The 16,818-nt window shown below is 49.8% G+C and carries 10 protein-coding genes and 6 pseudogenes; 2 read left to right on the top strand and 14 right to left on the bottom strand.

Annotated features, from left to right (window positions below):
- Positions 1–338: 338 nt before the first annotated feature.
- From AM329_RS04570 to AM329_RS26040, 3 genes and pseudogenes are all read right to left on the bottom strand, one after another.
- A complete protein-coding gene (locus AM329_RS04570) occupies positions 339–902 on the bottom strand; it encodes a hypothetical protein (RefSeq protein ID WP_017384278.1) in 564 nt (187 codons plus the stop codon).
- Between the two features lie 8 nt (positions 903–910).
- Positions 911–1,234: pseudogene (locus AM329_RS26045) on the bottom strand (hypothetical protein); the annotation flags it as partial.
- A gap of 114 nt (positions 1,235–1,348) precedes the next feature.
- Positions 1,349–2,086: pseudogene (locus AM329_RS26040) on the bottom strand (RHS repeat-associated core domain-containing protein); the annotation flags it as partial.
- On the opposite strand from AM329_RS26040, the pseudogene AM329_RS04555 reads away from it, so the two are divergent.
- Positions 2,082–2,479, top strand: a pseudogene (locus AM329_RS04555) (DUF933 domain-containing protein); the annotation flags it as partial. The pseudogenes AM329_RS26040 and AM329_RS04555 overlap by 5 nt on opposite strands.
- A gap of 519 nt (positions 2,480–2,998) precedes the next feature.
- Here AM329_RS04555 and AM329_RS04545 read toward each other — a convergent pair.
- The 3 genes and pseudogenes from AM329_RS04545 to AM329_RS26310 all read right to left on the bottom strand — a co-directional run.
- On the bottom strand, positions 2,999–3,517 hold the full coding sequence (locus tag AM329_RS04545; RefSeq protein WP_023324823.1) for a hypothetical protein: 519 nt from the start codon (positions 3,515–3,517) through the stop codon (positions 2,999–3,001).
- A 629-nt stretch (positions 3,518–4,146) separates the two neighbouring features.
- Positions 4,147–4,935, bottom strand: a complete 789-nt coding sequence (locus tag AM329_RS04535) for a hypothetical protein (RefSeq protein WP_064765630.1) — start codon at positions 4,933–4,935, stop codon at positions 4,147–4,149.
- Positions 4,936–5,088: 153 nt separating this feature from the next.
- Positions 5,089–5,247: pseudogene (locus AM329_RS26310) on the bottom strand (RHS repeat protein); the annotation flags it as partial.
- Here AM329_RS26310 and AM329_RS04530 point away from each other — a divergent pair.
- Positions 5,234–5,641: pseudogene (locus tag AM329_RS04530) on the top strand (DUF933 domain-containing protein); the annotation flags it as partial. The pseudogenes AM329_RS26310 and AM329_RS04530 overlap by 14 nt on opposite strands.
- A gap of 32 nt (positions 5,642–5,673) precedes the next feature.
- Here the strand turns inward: AM329_RS04530 and comJ are convergent.
- The 8 genes and pseudogenes from comJ to tri1 all read right to left on the bottom strand — a co-directional run bounded on the left by comJ (position 5,674) and on the right by tri1 (position 16,791).
- Positions 5,674–6,156, bottom strand: a complete 483-nt coding sequence (gene comJ / locus AM329_RS04525; RefSeq protein WP_032609448.1) for a competence protein ComJ — start codon at positions 6,154–6,156, stop codon at positions 5,674–5,676.
- A 163-nt stretch (positions 6,157–6,319) separates the two neighbouring features.
- On the bottom strand, positions 6,320–6,871 hold the full coding sequence (locus AM329_RS25160) for a hypothetical protein (protein ID WP_223307895.1): 552 nt from the start codon (positions 6,869–6,871) through the stop codon (positions 6,320–6,322).
- 71 nt (positions 6,872–6,942) lie between these two features.
- Entirely contained in the window at positions 6,943–7,419 is a 477-nt protein-coding gene (locus AM329_RS04515; RefSeq protein ID WP_032609451.1) for a hypothetical protein, read from the bottom strand.
- Positions 7,416–11,789, bottom strand: a complete 4,374-nt coding sequence (locus tag AM329_RS04510) for an RHS repeat-associated core domain-containing protein (protein ID WP_223831767.1) — start codon at positions 11,787–11,789, stop codon at positions 7,416–7,418. The genes AM329_RS04515 and AM329_RS04510 overlap by 4 nt, the downstream gene beginning before the upstream one ends.
- A 3-nt stretch (positions 11,790–11,792) precedes the next feature.
- Positions 11,793–12,233: a DcrB-related protein gene (locus AM329_RS04505; protein ID WP_032609453.1), complete on the bottom strand. Its 441-nt coding sequence runs from the start codon at positions 12,231–12,233 to the stop codon at positions 11,793–11,795.
- Between the two features lie 208 nt (positions 12,234–12,441).
- Entirely contained in the window at positions 12,442–12,948 is a 507-nt protein-coding gene (locus AM329_RS04500; protein ID WP_223831766.1) for a hypothetical protein, read from the bottom strand.
- A 1-nt stretch (position 12,949) separates the two neighbouring features.
- Positions 12,950–15,531, bottom strand: a pseudogene (locus AM329_RS25155) (type VI secretion system Vgr family protein).
- Between the two features lie 159 nt (positions 15,532–15,690).
- Positions 15,691–16,791 carry an ADP-ribosylarginine hydrolase Tri1 gene (gene tri1 / locus AM329_RS04485; protein WP_032609457.1) on the bottom strand — a complete coding sequence of 367 codons (1,101 nt, stop codon included), beginning with the start codon at positions 16,789–16,791 and terminating at the stop codon, positions 15,691–15,693.
- Between the last annotated feature and the right edge of the window lie 27 nt (positions 16,792–16,818).

Raw genomic sequence — 16,818 nt, 5'->3', positions numbered from 1 at the left:
GTATCCTCTCCCCCCATTTTTTCGCCTCATCGTTCTCCTTGAGAGCAAAGCAAGCACTGTACATGTACGCAGAGTTGCAGTTGGCAATTTTCCATTCGATCTGCGGCTCAGGAAGAGCCTGCCGGACATTTTGTTATTGCTCTAAAGCCTCGGCTTATTTTTTTATCATGAAATTCGTTTCCTTTTTCTATAAGAGATGTAAATATTATTCATGTGTTTATTCATTAGCAATAGCAAATAAACCTCCTCACCTATAAAAAGGGGAATAAGAAATAAATGCTTTTAGAAGCAAGGAGGTATCTAAGACAGTAAATCTTTATTATTAAAAAATTTAAAAACTAACCAAAAAAGAATTTCTTAAACCCTTCAACCTCAACATCTTTTAGTTTAGTTTTAAGCATCACATCGATATCTTCCAGAAAATCTTCTCTTAAATTAAATTCATCATCTGTAGCATCACCATCATAATTATTTTGTTCCATCTCAATAGCAGAACAAAAAGCATTCAAAAAGTCAGCTAAGGAACCAGAAATTATAAAGTTTCGTTTTTGAATGCTACCATAAACAGGAGATGTTAGATTTTGGGTGTCACAAAAAAGAACGTCACCATTTCTTTCAGCAAAGATTATATATTCATCGCGCCAAGCCGTATCATTTTGAACTCGCCAACCGGATAATATTTCGTTGAGATCTTGAGGTTCAATAATCTGTAAATAAAAAGTACCATCAAATGTTGGACTGTCATTTAAAATCAAATGACGATAAAAAAAATCAACCTCCCCATTTAAATTCACGGGAAAAGAAGTCTCATTTTCATCGTCTGTATAGTCTATCTCTCCCATATTCAATTCATTCATTTTAAATTTGTTCACAAGATCTTGGACTGCATTTTTTATGTTCATCTTTCCACCTATAATTGCTTACATCGTTGTCTAGATTTTAGTGTTCTTTCTCTATCGATTAAGCGCCCACGCGTCGAGTTCTTAGTATTCCCTCTATGTCCTTGATCACCATGGACATGCTCATTGAACTTGTCGGGATGGTTATGATTTTTCAAGAATACAATGTTCCTCGGATCACCTTGCCATTTGGAACCAAGTGTACCATTGCCTTCTACCGAATTGATATGATGCCCGGTATAGCCTGCCCGGGACATCACAGAGGTTAGGCTCTTGTTGGGAGTCTTCAAAATTAAATCCCTCTCTTGCGCTGTCCAATTTCTTGTGCCAGCCCCACCATCCTGCAATAAGGCTTTTTCTTGCACCCATGCCCTAGAAATAGCAGAGCTTCTAGCTCCACCTTGAGCAGAAAGAGAATCATGTGGCCGGTAACGAATGAGATCGTCAGGAGTCAACCCCCACGGATCTGCCCACCCCAGCGCATTCGGCGCATACTGGTAAAGGTTTATCCCCCCCGCCAGCCCTATCGGGTCCTGCTGCGTAAACCTTCCGCAGTCCGGGTCATAATACCGGAACAGATTGTAGTGCAGCCCTGTCTCACGGTCCAGGTATTGCCCCTGCATCCGCAGGTTCTGAGAATATCCTGATACCTGCGTCTCGCTTTCCCGCAACAGCTTGCCCCAGGCGCTGTTTACCCCTTCCCAGCGCACCTGTCCTTCGCTATCCGTCATCCGTTCCGGCGTGCCGTTCGGCTGACAGTGGAACCAGAAGATTTCCGGGGCATCAACGCCGTCGATACGTGCCAGCGGATCGTAGCTGTCCTGATCGCTGTAGACGTAGGTCAGCGGCACATCCCCGTGCACTTCCTGCAACAGCCGGAACCCTTCCCATACAAACCAGGTGGTGACTGGGTTACCGGTTGGCTGTCCGCCCACCATCTGGCGACGCGTTTTGCTGATGCGTCGCCCGAGCGGGTCATAGCGTAAGCTGGCCTGCGTCTGCGGCCTGTTGCGATTCCGCGGCTGGCTGATGACCTCCGTCAGGCGATGCTCGCTGTCGTAGCGGTAGTGCCAGCGGGTCTGGCCGTTATCCTTCTCCACGGTGCGGCCGTGGATGTCATAGCGCCAGCGAATGCCGTTCAGCTGCGTCAGGCGGTTGTGCGTGACCTTCTCAGCAGACTCTTCAAGCGATAAAGGTTCTGTTGTGGTAGCGTTTTGGAACGCGGTTGAATCCGATATCGCTGAAATGAACGACGCCGATCGTGAAGATTTCATGGCCGAGCAGGGTCTGAACCGCGTGATCCGCGCGGGCCATGAGATGCTCAGCCTGCAAACCTACTTCACCGCGGGCGTAAAAGAAGTGCGTGGACCATCCCTGAGGGTGCGACTGCGCCTCAGGCGGCCGATAAAATCCACACCGATTTCGTGAAAGGCTTTATTCGTACACAGACTATCGTGTTTGAAGACTTTATCACCTACAAGGGAGAGCAAGGCGCGAAAGAAACAGGCAAGATGCGTGCGGAAGGCAAAGATTACATCATTAAAGATGGCGATGTGATGAACTTCTTGTTTAACCTTTGAGTTGTTTTTAATGGGAAAAATCCCCGCTTGGGCGTGGATTTTTTTTTACATGGTAAAGAGAATGATGTCGGCAGTCGCAAATTTTAACGTCTGAAAAGGGTGCTGGTGTAAACGCTCTGCTGGTCAGGCAAGTCTCTTACCTTTAGCAGGTATACCCCCTTTGCGTACGCCAGTTTCAGGCACTCTTGTCGCTGTAATTTTAATGTTAAATGTGAATTTAGTACGAAGGTCCTGATCTAGACAACGCGTTACGCTTCATATCCCAAGAATAAAACCAATTATGCCAGCCATTTTGTATTACTGTAAAATTACATACAACAACCACTTCCTTTGACTGGTTTAATGTTAAGTAATAGAAAATAGCACTTTCAGGAGATGCAGACCAAAATAGTTTTTCACCCTGAGCGTTGAAGATGGTCAAAACGATTGGTAACGGCTTTGTCTCGCTTAACACAAACACAAATTGGCGTGTTGAATCGACCATTGCAATGTCTAAAAATGGTTTGCCGAAAATATATTTTATCCTTTAGCGATCAAAACGCTTCTATGATCAGTTTCATTTTTTATCCAGAACATTTCATCTTGAGGTAACGATCCATTACTGCAAAAATCAACAAGTTCACCTTGCCAACCATCAGGAACATATTCTTGATAATGCATACTCTCAACATATTCCGAATATAATCTTTTATTATCAAAGTCTATAAATAAATCCGGCATAAGTTCATATATATCCCACCAAATTGTTTTTTGCGAAAGCCTTTTATAAAACTCCTCAGCAATGTCATCCTTATCGTATGAATAACCATCGTTAATTAAACCATCAATGAATATCTGCGCGTTTTCTTCATTTACAACTGGTATGTCATATCTTTCCTTATGGGTATTCTGTAGGTTTATTTCCACCCCACTTTTCACAAAATCCTCTACCCATTTTACTCTGTCTAAGACCCACATTTCCTTGAACGCAACGAACCAATAAAATCTTCCTTCATACTTAACTATCACAAGGAGTTCGTCATCTTTATTGATATTCATATAGTAACCTATCTTACATTCCCGGAGCCTGGAATCGCTACTTCTTCAAGCCATTCTGCCCATATCGATGGTAATTCACACGACCTACCTGGCGTTGTCGGATCCACGCGTAATGTTTGATTTTTTTATAGAGTAACGAACTTATCCCTTTTGCGCAGATAGAACTCTAGATATTTTTTAGGTCTATCCTGAAACGCACGCTCTTTGCTGTAGTTATAAGCATCGTTAAAATATTTATACGCTTCCTCGAATTGATTTCACTCATAACAGACCATGCCGAGATCGATTAAGGGTGCAGTGTCTATATCCGATCCACGTGTCCGTAATGTCGTTTTTCCCCATTTGTTTTCCTCAGCATAATCCGCAAGATCAAAACATGCGCTGTACATGCAGGCAGCGATCCAGTTGGCGAGTTCCCATTCGAGCTTTGGCTCAGGAAGCGCTTGCCAGGCTTTTTGGTTTTGCTCTAAAGCCTCGGCGTATTTTTGGTTGTCGTGAAACTCGTTCCCTTGATCAATAGTATATTGTTATAGATATTATAATACTTAAGATCTTGTCCTTTTAAATAAAAAACTTTGCCTAAGAAACCGCCAAAAACACCATAATCTATGGTTAAATTTTATTTAAAATTATAAATTTATTACATTGCAATCAATCATTTTATAGCAAATATTTTTTAGTATTAAGGACTCTATAACATTCCAATCACCACCACCGAGGCCAGCTCCTATCCTTGGCATTTGTATAGAAAGGCGATTAACTAAAGCAAAGTCAGATAATTTTTCAAGACAAACTTTCAGAGAGTCATAACATACGTATTGTTTTTTGTCGTTGATATTTTTCTTTATACCATCCTGCGCATACATATTCGCAATAAATATCTTCTCCTGAGCATCAACCATAACAAAATCAATCACCCCTAATTCTGGGAAGTTATTTTCTTTGAAGCAACTAAGATAGCTTTTTTTTGCCGCAGGATATTTATTTGAAAGGGACAGAACAAAACCTTTACCCCACTTCCCTTTATTATTCACAATATGAGCAATAACTGTGGATTTTTTCAAAGGTTCCACAGCATCTCCAGACAAGTATTTTATTCGCTTTTTTTCTTGCAATGAACCCGTTGATGTTTGCCAGAAAACTTCAAATTCCTCATTTGAAATTTCTTCGGCGTCACTTAAGTTCAGGTCGCTTTTCTTACCATCATACAGCAGGAAGCCAACTTTTTCTTTTTTATCTAGCAAAGAGGAAGAAGCATAATAATTTCCATCTATAATATTTATTTGTCGCGTGGCTACTTCTCCTATGAACTCATTGAGAATAGTCCCTTCACCTGCAATAAAATCAACACTTCCTTTATAATATATTTTCACCTCAACCACAACTCCTCCCACTTTTAACAATTCTTTTAGAGACAATGAGATCTTTTGTGTTTAAGATCAAAAATGTATTTTTCCGGGGTTCAATTACATCTAAGCCAGTTACATCTAATTTTACCTGTAACGCTTGATGATAACCCAAAGGATCACCTCTATATTGATTGACTGTTGGGAATGTCACAATGTATGAGGGTAACGGAAGCTGACCTGCGTCCGCGGCCTGTTACGGTCCCGCAGCTGGCTGATGACCTCCGTCAGGTGATGTTCACCGTCATAACAGTAGTGCCAGCGAATGACGTTCAGCTGCGTCAGACGGTTGTGCGTGACCTTCTCAGCAGAGTCTTCAAGCGGTAAAGGTTCTGTAGAGGTAGCGGTTTACGCCGCGGTTGAATCCGATATCGCTGAAATCATCGACGGCGACCATAAAGAGTTCATGGCCGAGCGGGGGCTGAACCGCGTGATCCGCGCGGGCTATGAGCTGCTCAGCCTGCAAACCTACTTCACCGCGGGCGTGAAAGAAGTGAACGCGTGAATCATCCCTGTCGGTGCGACTGCGCCTCACGCGGCCGGTAAGATCCACACCGACTTTGAGAAGGGCTTCATTCGTGCGCAGACTATCGCGTTTTAAGACTTTATCACCTGCAAGGGTGAGCAAGGCGCGAAAGAAGCAGGCAAGATGCGTACGGAAGGGAAAGATTACTTCGTTAACGAGGTTCATGTGGTGAACTTCTTGTTTAACGTATGATTTTTTTTCATTCGATTTAGTTATTATTAACTTTAAAAAAAACCCTCTTTTAGAGGATTGTATTTTTTCCCTCCCCAAGGGTCGTCTAATAAAAACTTAGCAGGGATTGCTTCTTTTTCAGGCACAAGAGTAAAATTATAATAAATCTCGTCCCCCTCACAAACCTCATAAAGGAGCGAATAAATCTTGCCGGTTACGTTAATGCTTACATCAAATTTCTCTGTCGCAGATGCGATCTGGATCTTATTTTTATCCGTAATAAAAAATGGAACAACAATGCAGCGTTGTGCATTTTGATCTAATTTAAAAGCATTATCTATTTTGATATTGACGTTTGCTCCAAATGCGTCCTCTGGTAATGGATCGAATACAACATAATCCTTGTGTAAAACAGCGCCTTGAGAAGCATTACCTTTTCCCCACTGACTCAGCTTTTCGTCATAGTCTCTGGATCGTAACAATATTTGACTATGTGAAATTAGCAGATCTACTGTTTGCATGATCTTATCACTCATTATATTCCCTAGACTTTATTCTTGTTCCATATGATTGTTATGGAAAAACATTACCAATACTCGAACCTGCACCAAAATTACTGCTTTTAGATATCAGTTATAAGTTGTGCCGTGCCGTTGGATTGGCAATGGACCCAGAAGATATATGAAGCATCAACACTATCTACACGCGCCAGCAAATCGTAGTTGTCCTGACCACTTTCGTCGACGTAGGTGAACAGCACATCCCCGTGCGCTTCCCCCAGTAGGCAGTCATTCCCAGACACACCGGGTGGTGATGGCTTGCCGGTTGGCTGTCCGCCCAGCTTCTGGCGTCGCGTTTTACTGATGCGGCGACCGAGCGGATCGTAGCGGAAGCTGACCTGCGTCTGCGGTTTTTTGCGGTTCCTCGGGTTTGGCCGTTATCCTTCTCTACAGTGCAAGCATGGGTATTATAACGCCAGCGAATATCATTCAGCTGCGCCAGGCGGTTGTGCGTAATGTTCTCAACAGAACCTTCGAGCGGGTTAGCGGCTGCATCCCAGACCCCCTGCTCCTCTCCGGCCAGCGTGCCGTCCTGAACCAGGAGACGCTCGGCACTGTCTGTCGTACTGCCAGCGGTACCATTTGAACGGGTTATCGTCCCGCTCTTCGCGCACCAAGTTATTGCGGTAGTAGTAATCCCAGCGGCGCTGCGACGGGCGCTGGGTATTTTACTTACGACAGTGGATGTCATGACTCCAGAAAATGCTTACCTAGGGTTTTAGGTAAAGTAAATAATCCGAGGGATCAACCCTAACCCACACTTCAGCGTTTTATTTTTTGTGGGTTCCAATCAGAGTAATCAGCAACACGGATTTCATTAAGAACAAGATCTAGTGGAACATGTGCAATGCTATCTGCAATTTCATCATATGGCGCTGGCAACTCGAATGAAAAACCAAAGTCGTCATTTATAATAATACAGCCATTAAATATACGCTGTTTGTAAGTCAACCCTATTATTTCCCCCATCGTTTGACCTGTTTGTAATATTTTATTATACCTCCCCTTATAGTTTACGTTACAACCAATAGAAATGATCGTTCCATCTTCAAGGGTAGCGATTGTCATTGTGTCATCTACAATATATGCAAGCCTTTTATTATCATCAGGCAAGAAATAATCAAAGTAAGTTACCTTATAGCCAGCATATAACTCGCTTATGTACTTACTGATATTATCCCCCAAAAAAACGTTACCTAGTGCTCTTCCTGATAAAATATCAGCATTAAAATCAATCATTTTATACCCCCCCCATTAAGTAAAACTCCGTCAACATAAACAGGTGAATCGGTTATTAAATCATAATTTTTAAACTCTCCATGACCAATTCTCCCATATACTACATCAGCACCATCAACTTCGCGATAAACTTTCCAGTAATCATTACCATGAATATTAGGTTGAGTTGGAGTCCCTCCGGGATGATAATCTAATTTGTACGTAGTACCTGATTTTGTTGTTTTGACATATTGAATATGTTGGATAGCTCCTGGTTTATTGGCTTGTGGATATGTTCTCGTCCAACCTTTGGATGTCAAAATATTATGAACATCAGCGGGTTTTTTCCCTGTTAATCTATCCACCCATCTTTGTGTTATACGATCTTTTTGAGAAAAACCACATTTTAACCCCCACGGATCCACCCACCCCAGCGCATTCGGCGCATACTGGTAAAGGTTAATCCCTCCCGCCAGCCCTATCGGGTCCTGCTGCGTAAATAGTCCGCAGTCCGGGTCATAATACCGGAACAGATTGTAGTGCAGCCCTGTCTCGCGGTCCAGGTATTGCCCCTGCATGCGCAGGTTCTGGGAATATCCTGATACCTGCGTCTCGCTTTCCCGCAGCAGCTTGCCCCAGGCGCTGTTTACCCCTTCCCAGCGCACCTGTCCTTCGCTATCCGTCATCCGTTCCGGCGTGCCGTTCGGCTGACAGTGGAACCAGAAGATTTCCGGGGCATCAACGCCGTCGATACGCGCCAGCGGATCGTAGCTGTCCTGATCGCTGTAGACGTAGGTCAGAGGCACTTCCCCGTGCACTTCCTGCAACAGCCGGAACCCTTCCCAGACAAACCGCGTGGTGACCGGCTTGCCGGCTGGCTGTCCGCCCAGCATCTGGCGGCGCGTTTTGCTGATGCGTCGCCCGAGCGGATCGTAGCGGAAGCTGACCTGCGTCTGCGGCCTGTTGCGGTCCCGCGGCTGGCTGATGACCTCCGTCAGGCGGTGCTCGCCGTCGTAGCGGTAGTGCCAGCGGGTCTGTCCGTTATCTTTCTCCACGGTGCGGCCGTGGACGTCATAGCGCCAGCGAATGCCGTTCAGCTGCGTCAGCCGGTTGTGCGTGACCTTCTCAACAGATCCTTCGAGCGGGTTACCGGCTGCATCCCAGCGCCACTGCTCCTGACCGGGCAGCGTGCCGTCCTGAACCATCAGCCGGCCTGCGCTGTCGTACTGCCAGCGGTACCAGCTGAACGGATTATCGTCCCGCTCTTCGCGGACCAGGTTATTGCGATAGTCGTAATCCCAGCGGCGGGACCAGCGGCGCGGCGACGGGCGCTGCGCATTGCCGGTAAAGACGTCCCGGCGATGCAGTCGGCCAAGACGATCGTATTCGCTGCGGGTGGTCAGCAGCCCCTGGGTGCGGCTGGTCTCCCGGTGGAGTTCGTCGCGGGTAAAGTCGGAGACCGACAGCTTATCGAGCGCAATGCTGAGCAGATGCCCGCTGCCGTAGTAGAACTGCTTCAGCTCGCGGCCATCGGGCAGCGTGACGGAGGTGCGGTTGCCCAGCGCGTCATACTCCCACGCCAGCTCACCGTGCTCGCCAGCTTCGCGCGTGACGCGCCCGAGCGCGTCATACTCAAACACAAGCTCCTGCTCGGCCTCGGCACTCCAGGCATCGGCTGAAAGCGCGGGATGCAGTCCAATCCGGCTTAACAGCCCGGACGGCGTGTAGTGGTAGCGCGTCTGCCCCTCCGGCGTGGTGCGGGCGACCAGCTGGCCGCTCGCGCTCCAGGCGAAGGAATGGGTAATGGCCTCCGGATGTCCGGCGGCAAAGGTGCGCGCAATCGTGCGCCCGCAGGCGTCATAGCGATACTGCGAGGCCACGCCATCAAGCCCCACCTCTTCCAGCAGCAGCGAGTCTGGCCCCCAGCGGAACTGATACGCTTCGCCGTTCTCGTTTTCCAGGGCAATCAGACGCCCGCGGCTGTCCCAGCGGCGGCGCACCTCTTCACCCTGCGTATTTCGGGTGGCGGTTAAGCGCCCCGCTTCGTCGTATCTGAACTCGCTCTCTTTCCCGTCGGCGCCCGCATGCTTCACCGGCAGGCCACGTTCGTTCCATTTGAGCGATTCCGTCCAGCCTTCCGGGCGATCGAGCTGCACCGGACGCCCTGCGGCGTCGTAGCGGTAGCGAGTCTCTTCACCGTCGGCGGCTGTCTCAGCCACCAGCCAGCCCAGCGGATGATAACGGTATTGTGTCACACGGCCCGAACAGTCCGTCGCACGCACCATCTGCCCGGCCTCGTTGTACTCCTGGTAGCGGCTGTTCCCGGCGGCATCGACTTCTTCCACAACCTGACCAAACTCGTCCCGACGCAGCAGCGTGGTCTGCCCCATCGGGTCCACCACGCGCTTCAGCCCGTGATGTTCGTCGTACCAGAACCGGGTGGCGCTGCCGTCAGCTTCGATAATGGCCGCGGGAAGCGCGCGGTGCTCCAGCCAGGTGGTGGTGCGGGTGTTGCCGTCGGCGTCGATCTCCTGCACCCGGTTGCCCATGTCGTCATAGACGAAGGTAACGGCATTACCCAGCGGATCGATGCGACGCGTTAGGAGTTCGTTGTCATCCCACTCGTAGCGCCAGTTCTCACCGCTCTCGTCAACGTAGCGAACAATGAGGTTTTGCGCGTTCCAGTAATGCTTTCGCGTCTGACCGTCGTAGTGTTCGACGGTCGTCAGCCCGGCGGCTAGATCATAGGTAAAGCGACAGCCGTCGCCGGTGCTGGTGCGGTTTTCCACCACGCGCCAGTGGTCGAATTTTTGCCAGCGGTATTCGCTCTCCAGCCCCCCCGGCAAGCGGTGCCAGGCCATCAGGCCGTGGTCGTTGTAACGGTATTCACGCGTCACCACGCCGGAGGCATCCGTCGCGCTCGCCAGCTGGCCGCGCGCATCGTACCCCCACTGCATCAGCGGCCAGGTTTTGTTGCCGTCGAGATGGCTGGCTGCGGTAACACGCTGCGGGAAACGTTCATCGTCATAGCGCAGGGTGACGTCGATCGCCCGCGACTCATCATGGATACCAACCAGCCTGCCGTGCTCGTCCCACGCCGTCAGCAGCGCATTGCCGTACTCGTCGCTGAGGGAGGCCAGGCGCAGGATGGAGGGGTTAGCGCGGGTCGGTTTATACAGACGCCACACCGCGCCGTCATCGTCGGCAATCGCCACGTCGCCGCTCTCATTGCGGCGGATGATAATGCCTTCGCTGATGCTGTAAAACGCGCGGTCGACCGGCGGCAGTTCAAAGCTCAGCTCGCGCCCGGTTTCATCGAACCAGGTGGCATTGTTTTCTTCCAGCGTCAGATAGCTGTCAAAGGTGGTAGCCCAGCCCAGACCAAACAGCCCTTCGCGGATGGTCAGGCTGTTGTAGCTGCGCTGCCAGCGCAGCGGAAAGCGCCCCGGCAGCGAGAAATCGAGTTCATCGTCGTCGTTCAGCACCTTCACGCCGGTAGCGGCGTGAACCGGGTGCGAGGAGCCGAACACGGCGTTGACGGCCATATCAGCCAGCATCCCGCCACCGGCAGCAGCCAGCGCGCAGGGCATGTTTTTCAGGATCTTGCCCGGACGCCCGCGCAGCAGGGAGAGCGCAATCATCCCCAACGCCAGACCCGGCGTTTTACCGCTTTTGATATCGCGGACCGTGAGGGTGTCGCCGCCGATGATCACGTTCGGGGAGACGTCGTCGGAAACGGTGCCTTCGCAGGTGGTGCGATCTTTTGCGCGCACCGCAGGCTGTCCGTTGATGAAGACGCTTTTGGAGCCTTCCGCCAGATACTGTGGCCCGGAGTGTTTATCACACGCCACCTTGTCTTCTTCCAGCGGCGAGGTCCCTGCGGCGGCTGAGGCAACGCTCGGCTGCCACATTTCGCTGCCAAACTGTCCGGCAGCGGAGAGCAGCATACCCGCGTAGTCGGCAAAGCTGCCCGGCGACTGCGGCTCAGGAGACGGGGTATCGGCAGGCGTTAACGTCCCGGCGGCGCGTGCAGCGGGAAGTTTATTTGTCAGAACATTGCTCGAACCGGTGGTGATCTTACCCGCAGGCGACGGCGGAAAAAGCGCGTTGCCCAGCCCTTCAGCAGCATTGCTGATATCGTCGGTGATCCCCGCGACGTTCGCCAGAACCCCACCAATAATGCCGCTCAACAGACAGCTGGATCCAATTGCCGCCACGCCTGCCGCTGCGGCCCCGGCTCCCAGCAGTGGGGTCGCGACGGTCGCTGCCGCGCCCACCGCCGCGCCAATCACCGCATAGGCAGCGCCTTCCGCCACAATGCTGGTAATATCAGCAAAAATGCTGGAGTGAATAATCTCGTCGCCCTTACGGGCCGCGTTGTTATCGCTCATGCCTTACACATTCCGGTTGTCGTTTAGCGTCAGACTCTGCTTCAGTGCGCTCCAGCGCGCCTCGTCCTCTTCCGTAAAGGCGTTTAAGGCCGAGAGGGTAAAAATCATCAGTACCGGTTTGCCCGGCGTCTGCACGGCCAGCTGTTTTTGCCACAGGCGCTGGCCGTTACGGTCAAAGGTGGTCTCAACTTCCAGTCCGCTAATGTTTCCGTCTGGCCCGGCTTTTACGTGCTGAAATTCGCTCTGGGCGATCTCCCCCATCTGAGGGCGCAGGACTTCCCACTGACGGTGGAACTCTTGTTCGTAATCGCTACCATCCGGGATGACGCCGCGGCTGACTACCACGGACAGCCCGCTTTCGTCATCGCGAATGATGTTCATGCTGTTGTCCTGCCAGGCGGCAGGAAAAAGGGTAAAGGAACCTTCCTGGAGGGTGTATTTCATAAGTGAACTCGGGATGATTTATTAGAAAAATAAAATTAAAAGCGCTAAAATTTATACCGCCAATATTAATTACTGCTTAGCGACTCAGAGAAATATGATCATTAGAACGTTAGCACTTTCTTTTTTTCCGCAAAAACTTTAGGGGCAGCGATATTATTGGCCGTTTGATAATTATCTTCTTTCACAGCCCGTAAAATTGCCTCGCAACTTATTGTTCGTAGCGTGACATAACTACCCTGCCCAGGCATTCCTGATTCAGAACTGGAAAGCTAAATGCCCATGCCAGCCCGCGTTCATCGGTAGGGGTGCGATATCCAACTGATTGTCCCGGCGTGTTTCCGCGAGGGATATTAGACAATTTCAGATCCGGAAAATGAGATTTGACTTGATCAAGAGTAATACATGGTTGATTAACTACGAAAGAAACCAAAGATACGCTGTTATCACCATTTCCCCATAAACGAACATCCACATTACTGATCCGTGTGCCATCAGTTAACGTAAAGGGAGCTGAAGTATAACGGTCTTCTTTCTCCTGTGTATTATTAATCAGCGGTTGGTTAAACAGTTTACTGACATCCTCAACTTGTTTACCCCACACTGATTTCATTTCTTTAATCATTTGCCACAACGAATCTTGATTCATTTTATTATGCCCTGCATAGGTAAATATTGAAAATAGTGGAAGAACAATGAGGAATGTAGCTTTAATCATCCTACTTTCCATAGAATCCTCCATAGTAATCATTATAATTTAGATTAGTCCCTGAGGCTATTTCGCCTTTACCATACACTTTTCCTATTGCTTTGGCTGCATCAATGCGAGATAACTCACCACTTACCATTTTATCATAGGCAGAATTATATGCTTTTAGGTTTTCGGCACTTCCCGCTATATCAATATCAATACCGCCGTTTGCAAGGATCTCGCGTTGTATTTTAATGTTATTCAGCGTTGCTCCACCTTCATCCATAAGCTGGCTGTTGATGAAGCTTTCCTTACTCGAAGAATCTACCGCAACAGGATAAGTTGCATGCCCTGCCTCATGTGCCAGAGTTTGCACCGTTGTTGCTGTATCTTCCATGTGTTCAGGGTCCATGACAATCAATTTGTTATTCGTATCAGCGTAACTCCCCCCTCCTGCTGCTCCCGGCTGAATAGCCCACCCTTTATCTTTTAGATCTTTTAATTGTGTCTGAAGCGTTGGTGACTTATTGATTTCCTTAACTACATCTTCACTGAAGGGCATCACATCAGAGTTGTAGGAATTATTTTGATAGACGTAACTCCCTTTTAATGGTGGCGCTGATGCAAATTTTGTTGTTGGTTTTGGTCTGGTTGCTGCTGGCGCTGAAGCTGCGGGAGCCGGATTCTTAGCACTTTTATTCGGAGAAAACTTCTCCTGCACCGCCGCATCAATATCCCCTTTATGCCCCGATCCCGGCGCCGTTGTGCCCGGCTTGGTGCCCGACGTATTCAGATGCAGCTTACCGCCTGTGGTGATATACCCATCCCCTTCCACAAAGAAGTTAAACTCTTTGCCGATCAGGTTAATTTTGCCGTTAGCGTTAAGCTCAATAGCACTCTCGCCCGAGACCAGCCGCAGCTTCGTCCCGGAAGCAATGACGTACTGCTCCACCGCTGCATCCAGCTTGCCTTTACCCGTCAGGATCTCGGTTCCGCCTTTCACGGCCTGGATCTGATTAGCCTCCACGCGATGCAGCTCATTTTTCTTCACGTAATGGCTGCGCGCGCCGCCAACGGTGTGCGTTTCATCATTTTTAACGCTGGTGTCCATGTTGCGCTCGGCCTGGATCCACACCTGCTCTGCGCCCGCCTTGTCCTCAAAGCGCAGGGCGTTGGCGTTGTCCACGGAACCGTCCTTGGTGCGGCTCATAAAGCCCATCTGCGTCGCGGCAGCAGGCAGCGCCCACGGCGGCATGCTGGCTTCGTTATACACGCGACCAGTGATAATCGGACGGTCCGGGTCGCCGTTGATAAAGTCCACCACCACCTCATCGCCGACGCGCGGGATCTGCACCCCACCGTAGCCCTGGCCTGCCCAGCGCTCGACACACGCACCCAGCAGGAGCTGGTGTCATCGCCCTTCGCCAGACGGTCCCAGTGGAACTTCACCTTCACGCGACCGTATTTGTCCGTCCAGATACTCTCCCCCTGCGGCCCCACCACTTTCGCCGTCTGCGGGCCGTAGGTCCGCGGCCACGCCGTGGACTGTGCCGGACGGTAGGACACCGACGCCGGGATAACGGTGAAATCGGTGCGGTGAATGGTCTCCCCCTCACCGCTCGCGTAGCGGTTCTCCTCGAAATGGTAGCCCGCCGCCGTCACCAGATACTCGCCGTTATCGCTGAAGAACGGCGCGTTGGTGAGGGTAAAAATGTGGCCCGGCGCAATGCCCGCCGCCGTGGCCGTCGCCTGAATCTGCTGATGCTCCACCTGCCAGCGCTCCTGACGGATGCGGGCGTAGAACTCCGCATGCCCTGTCTCCACAAAGCGACCCGGCCAGTCGTACACGTCGATGCTGCCCGGTTTCGGTGACGCCGGGTTCTGCTGCGCCTGGAAAAGCCACGCGTTCGGCTTGCGGAAGTCATAGTCATCGAGGCTGTAAATCCCCGGCGTCACGCTGTCCTCCAGCGCCCACTGGCTGATACCCTCTTCGTCCGTACTGCCGCCGGACGGCGTCTGATGGTAAGGAATGACCTCATAGCCGCTGAACGGCTGGTGCTGGGTGGCGGCGTCGGTCAGTACCAGGGTATGCTTGTCCGCCTCGTGGCTGAAGTAGTACGCAATCCCCTCCAGCTCCATCAGGCGGCTGATGAAGTCCAGGCTCGACTCCTGATACTGCACGCAGTAGTCCCACACCCGGTAGCTGCCGGTGAGTTTGTCTTCGAGGTTAACCTGATGCTCACCCAGCAGGGTTTTGACAATCTGCGGTACCGTCTGGCCCTGGAAGATACGCAGGTTACGGTCGCGCTTCATCGGCCACAGGTCCGGCTCCACCGTCAGCTGGTACACCGCATAGCGGGTGCCCGTCAGCTCCACGGCGCTCACCGCCACGCGGGTAATCTTGCCGTTAACATAGCGGGAGGTCAGCAGATTCTGCGTCGGGATGGTCACCGTGACCGGCTGGCCGAGCAGCCTGCTGCGGTCGATGCGCGCGTCTGTGCCGAGCACGGTCAGCGTCAGCGCGAACGACTCGGACATCGCCTCGCGGCCGGAGAGTTTCCAGAAAAGCAGCCCCTCAACCGGGAGCTGGACGGTAATTCGGTTGAGCATAATCTTTATTCCACTATGGACGAATCTCAGTGCCAGAAGTTAACTCATCTCAGTATGCAAAGCGGAAACGCCGTTGATGTGATAATGAGTAGCTGTAAGATTGACTTCGCTTGCCACAAAATAAAACTACTTTTCCTGTAGTTTCATTGAGATAAACAGTTATAAGAAAGTGTCTTCGGGGGCTCTATCGAACAATTCACCAGCCATTTTGGCGATACGTTCATGTTGTACAAGATTGTTTTTCCACTCCTGCGGAATACCGGAATAACCATATAATGCTCCAGCTACTTGTCCCGCCGTCGCCGCAACGCTGTCAGCATCATCGGCAAGGTTGGCTGCCAGCAGAATGGCATCACGGAAATTATCCGTATTCCATACGGACCACATCGCGGCTTCAAGCGTATCGATAACATAACCACTTGAACGAATCTGATCGCGAGTTTTTTGCTTATATTCACCCGCGTTGATAATCATTACGCGTGGCTGAAGCGGCATAACGTGCGGAGAAAAAACAAAATCTTTATTGCTACCGTTAATCATATGCACAAGCAAATAACTTAAATACTGCGTGCTATTGATTGCTTCCGCGGCACCGTGTGTTGCGATACATTGTTTTTTAGCTTCATAAAACGCTTTGCTTAATGACTTTCTAAAAAAAATAGAGACAGGGGCTTGTCTGATAATGGAAGCATTACCCGCAGTTTCTGGAGCAGTATTGCCGCTCCATCCTGGGCCAATTGTTAAATATTGCTCTAAAGCAAATCGCGTTGTATTACCTATATCAAAACAGACGCCATTTGAACTGTTATAACCATGCTGATACCATTCCAGAAGCTTATTCCTGAAACATATAGTATCAGCATCGCCTTTCTCAAGAAGCGTTTCCGCAAGACATAATGCCATGGATGTATCATCCGTCCATTCGCCTGCACGAAGTTGAAATGGCCCACCTCCTGTCATATCTTTGACGTATGCTCTGTCACGAGGCAAAAATTCGAGCGTCGTACCTACAGCATCTCCAACAGCAAGACCAATAAGCGTACCTACCGCACGATCCCGTGATTGCGCTAGTGAGATATTACATGGTGGTGGTAAATCCCATTGTTTTTGTACATCACTATTTGAGGATGACTCTAATGGCTTATTATCATACGTATACTGCATCCTTCGCTGGACTGAAGGTCTGCTAATGGGTAAGTATTTACGATATCTATCAACATATTTTAACAAGGCATTTAAATCAGCATGTAAGTTAATCACCTTTCACCCATAATAAAAAATATTATT

Origin of the sequence: Enterobacter cloacae complex sp. AR_0002 (assembly GCF_001922365.1) — a bacterium.
GTDB classification, from domain to species: domain Bacteria; phylum Pseudomonadota; class Gammaproteobacteria; order Enterobacterales; family Enterobacteriaceae; genus Enterobacter; species Enterobacter hormaechei_C.
Note: the sequence above shows the minus strand (reverse complement) of the source record. Positions and strands in the feature narration are given on the sequence as shown.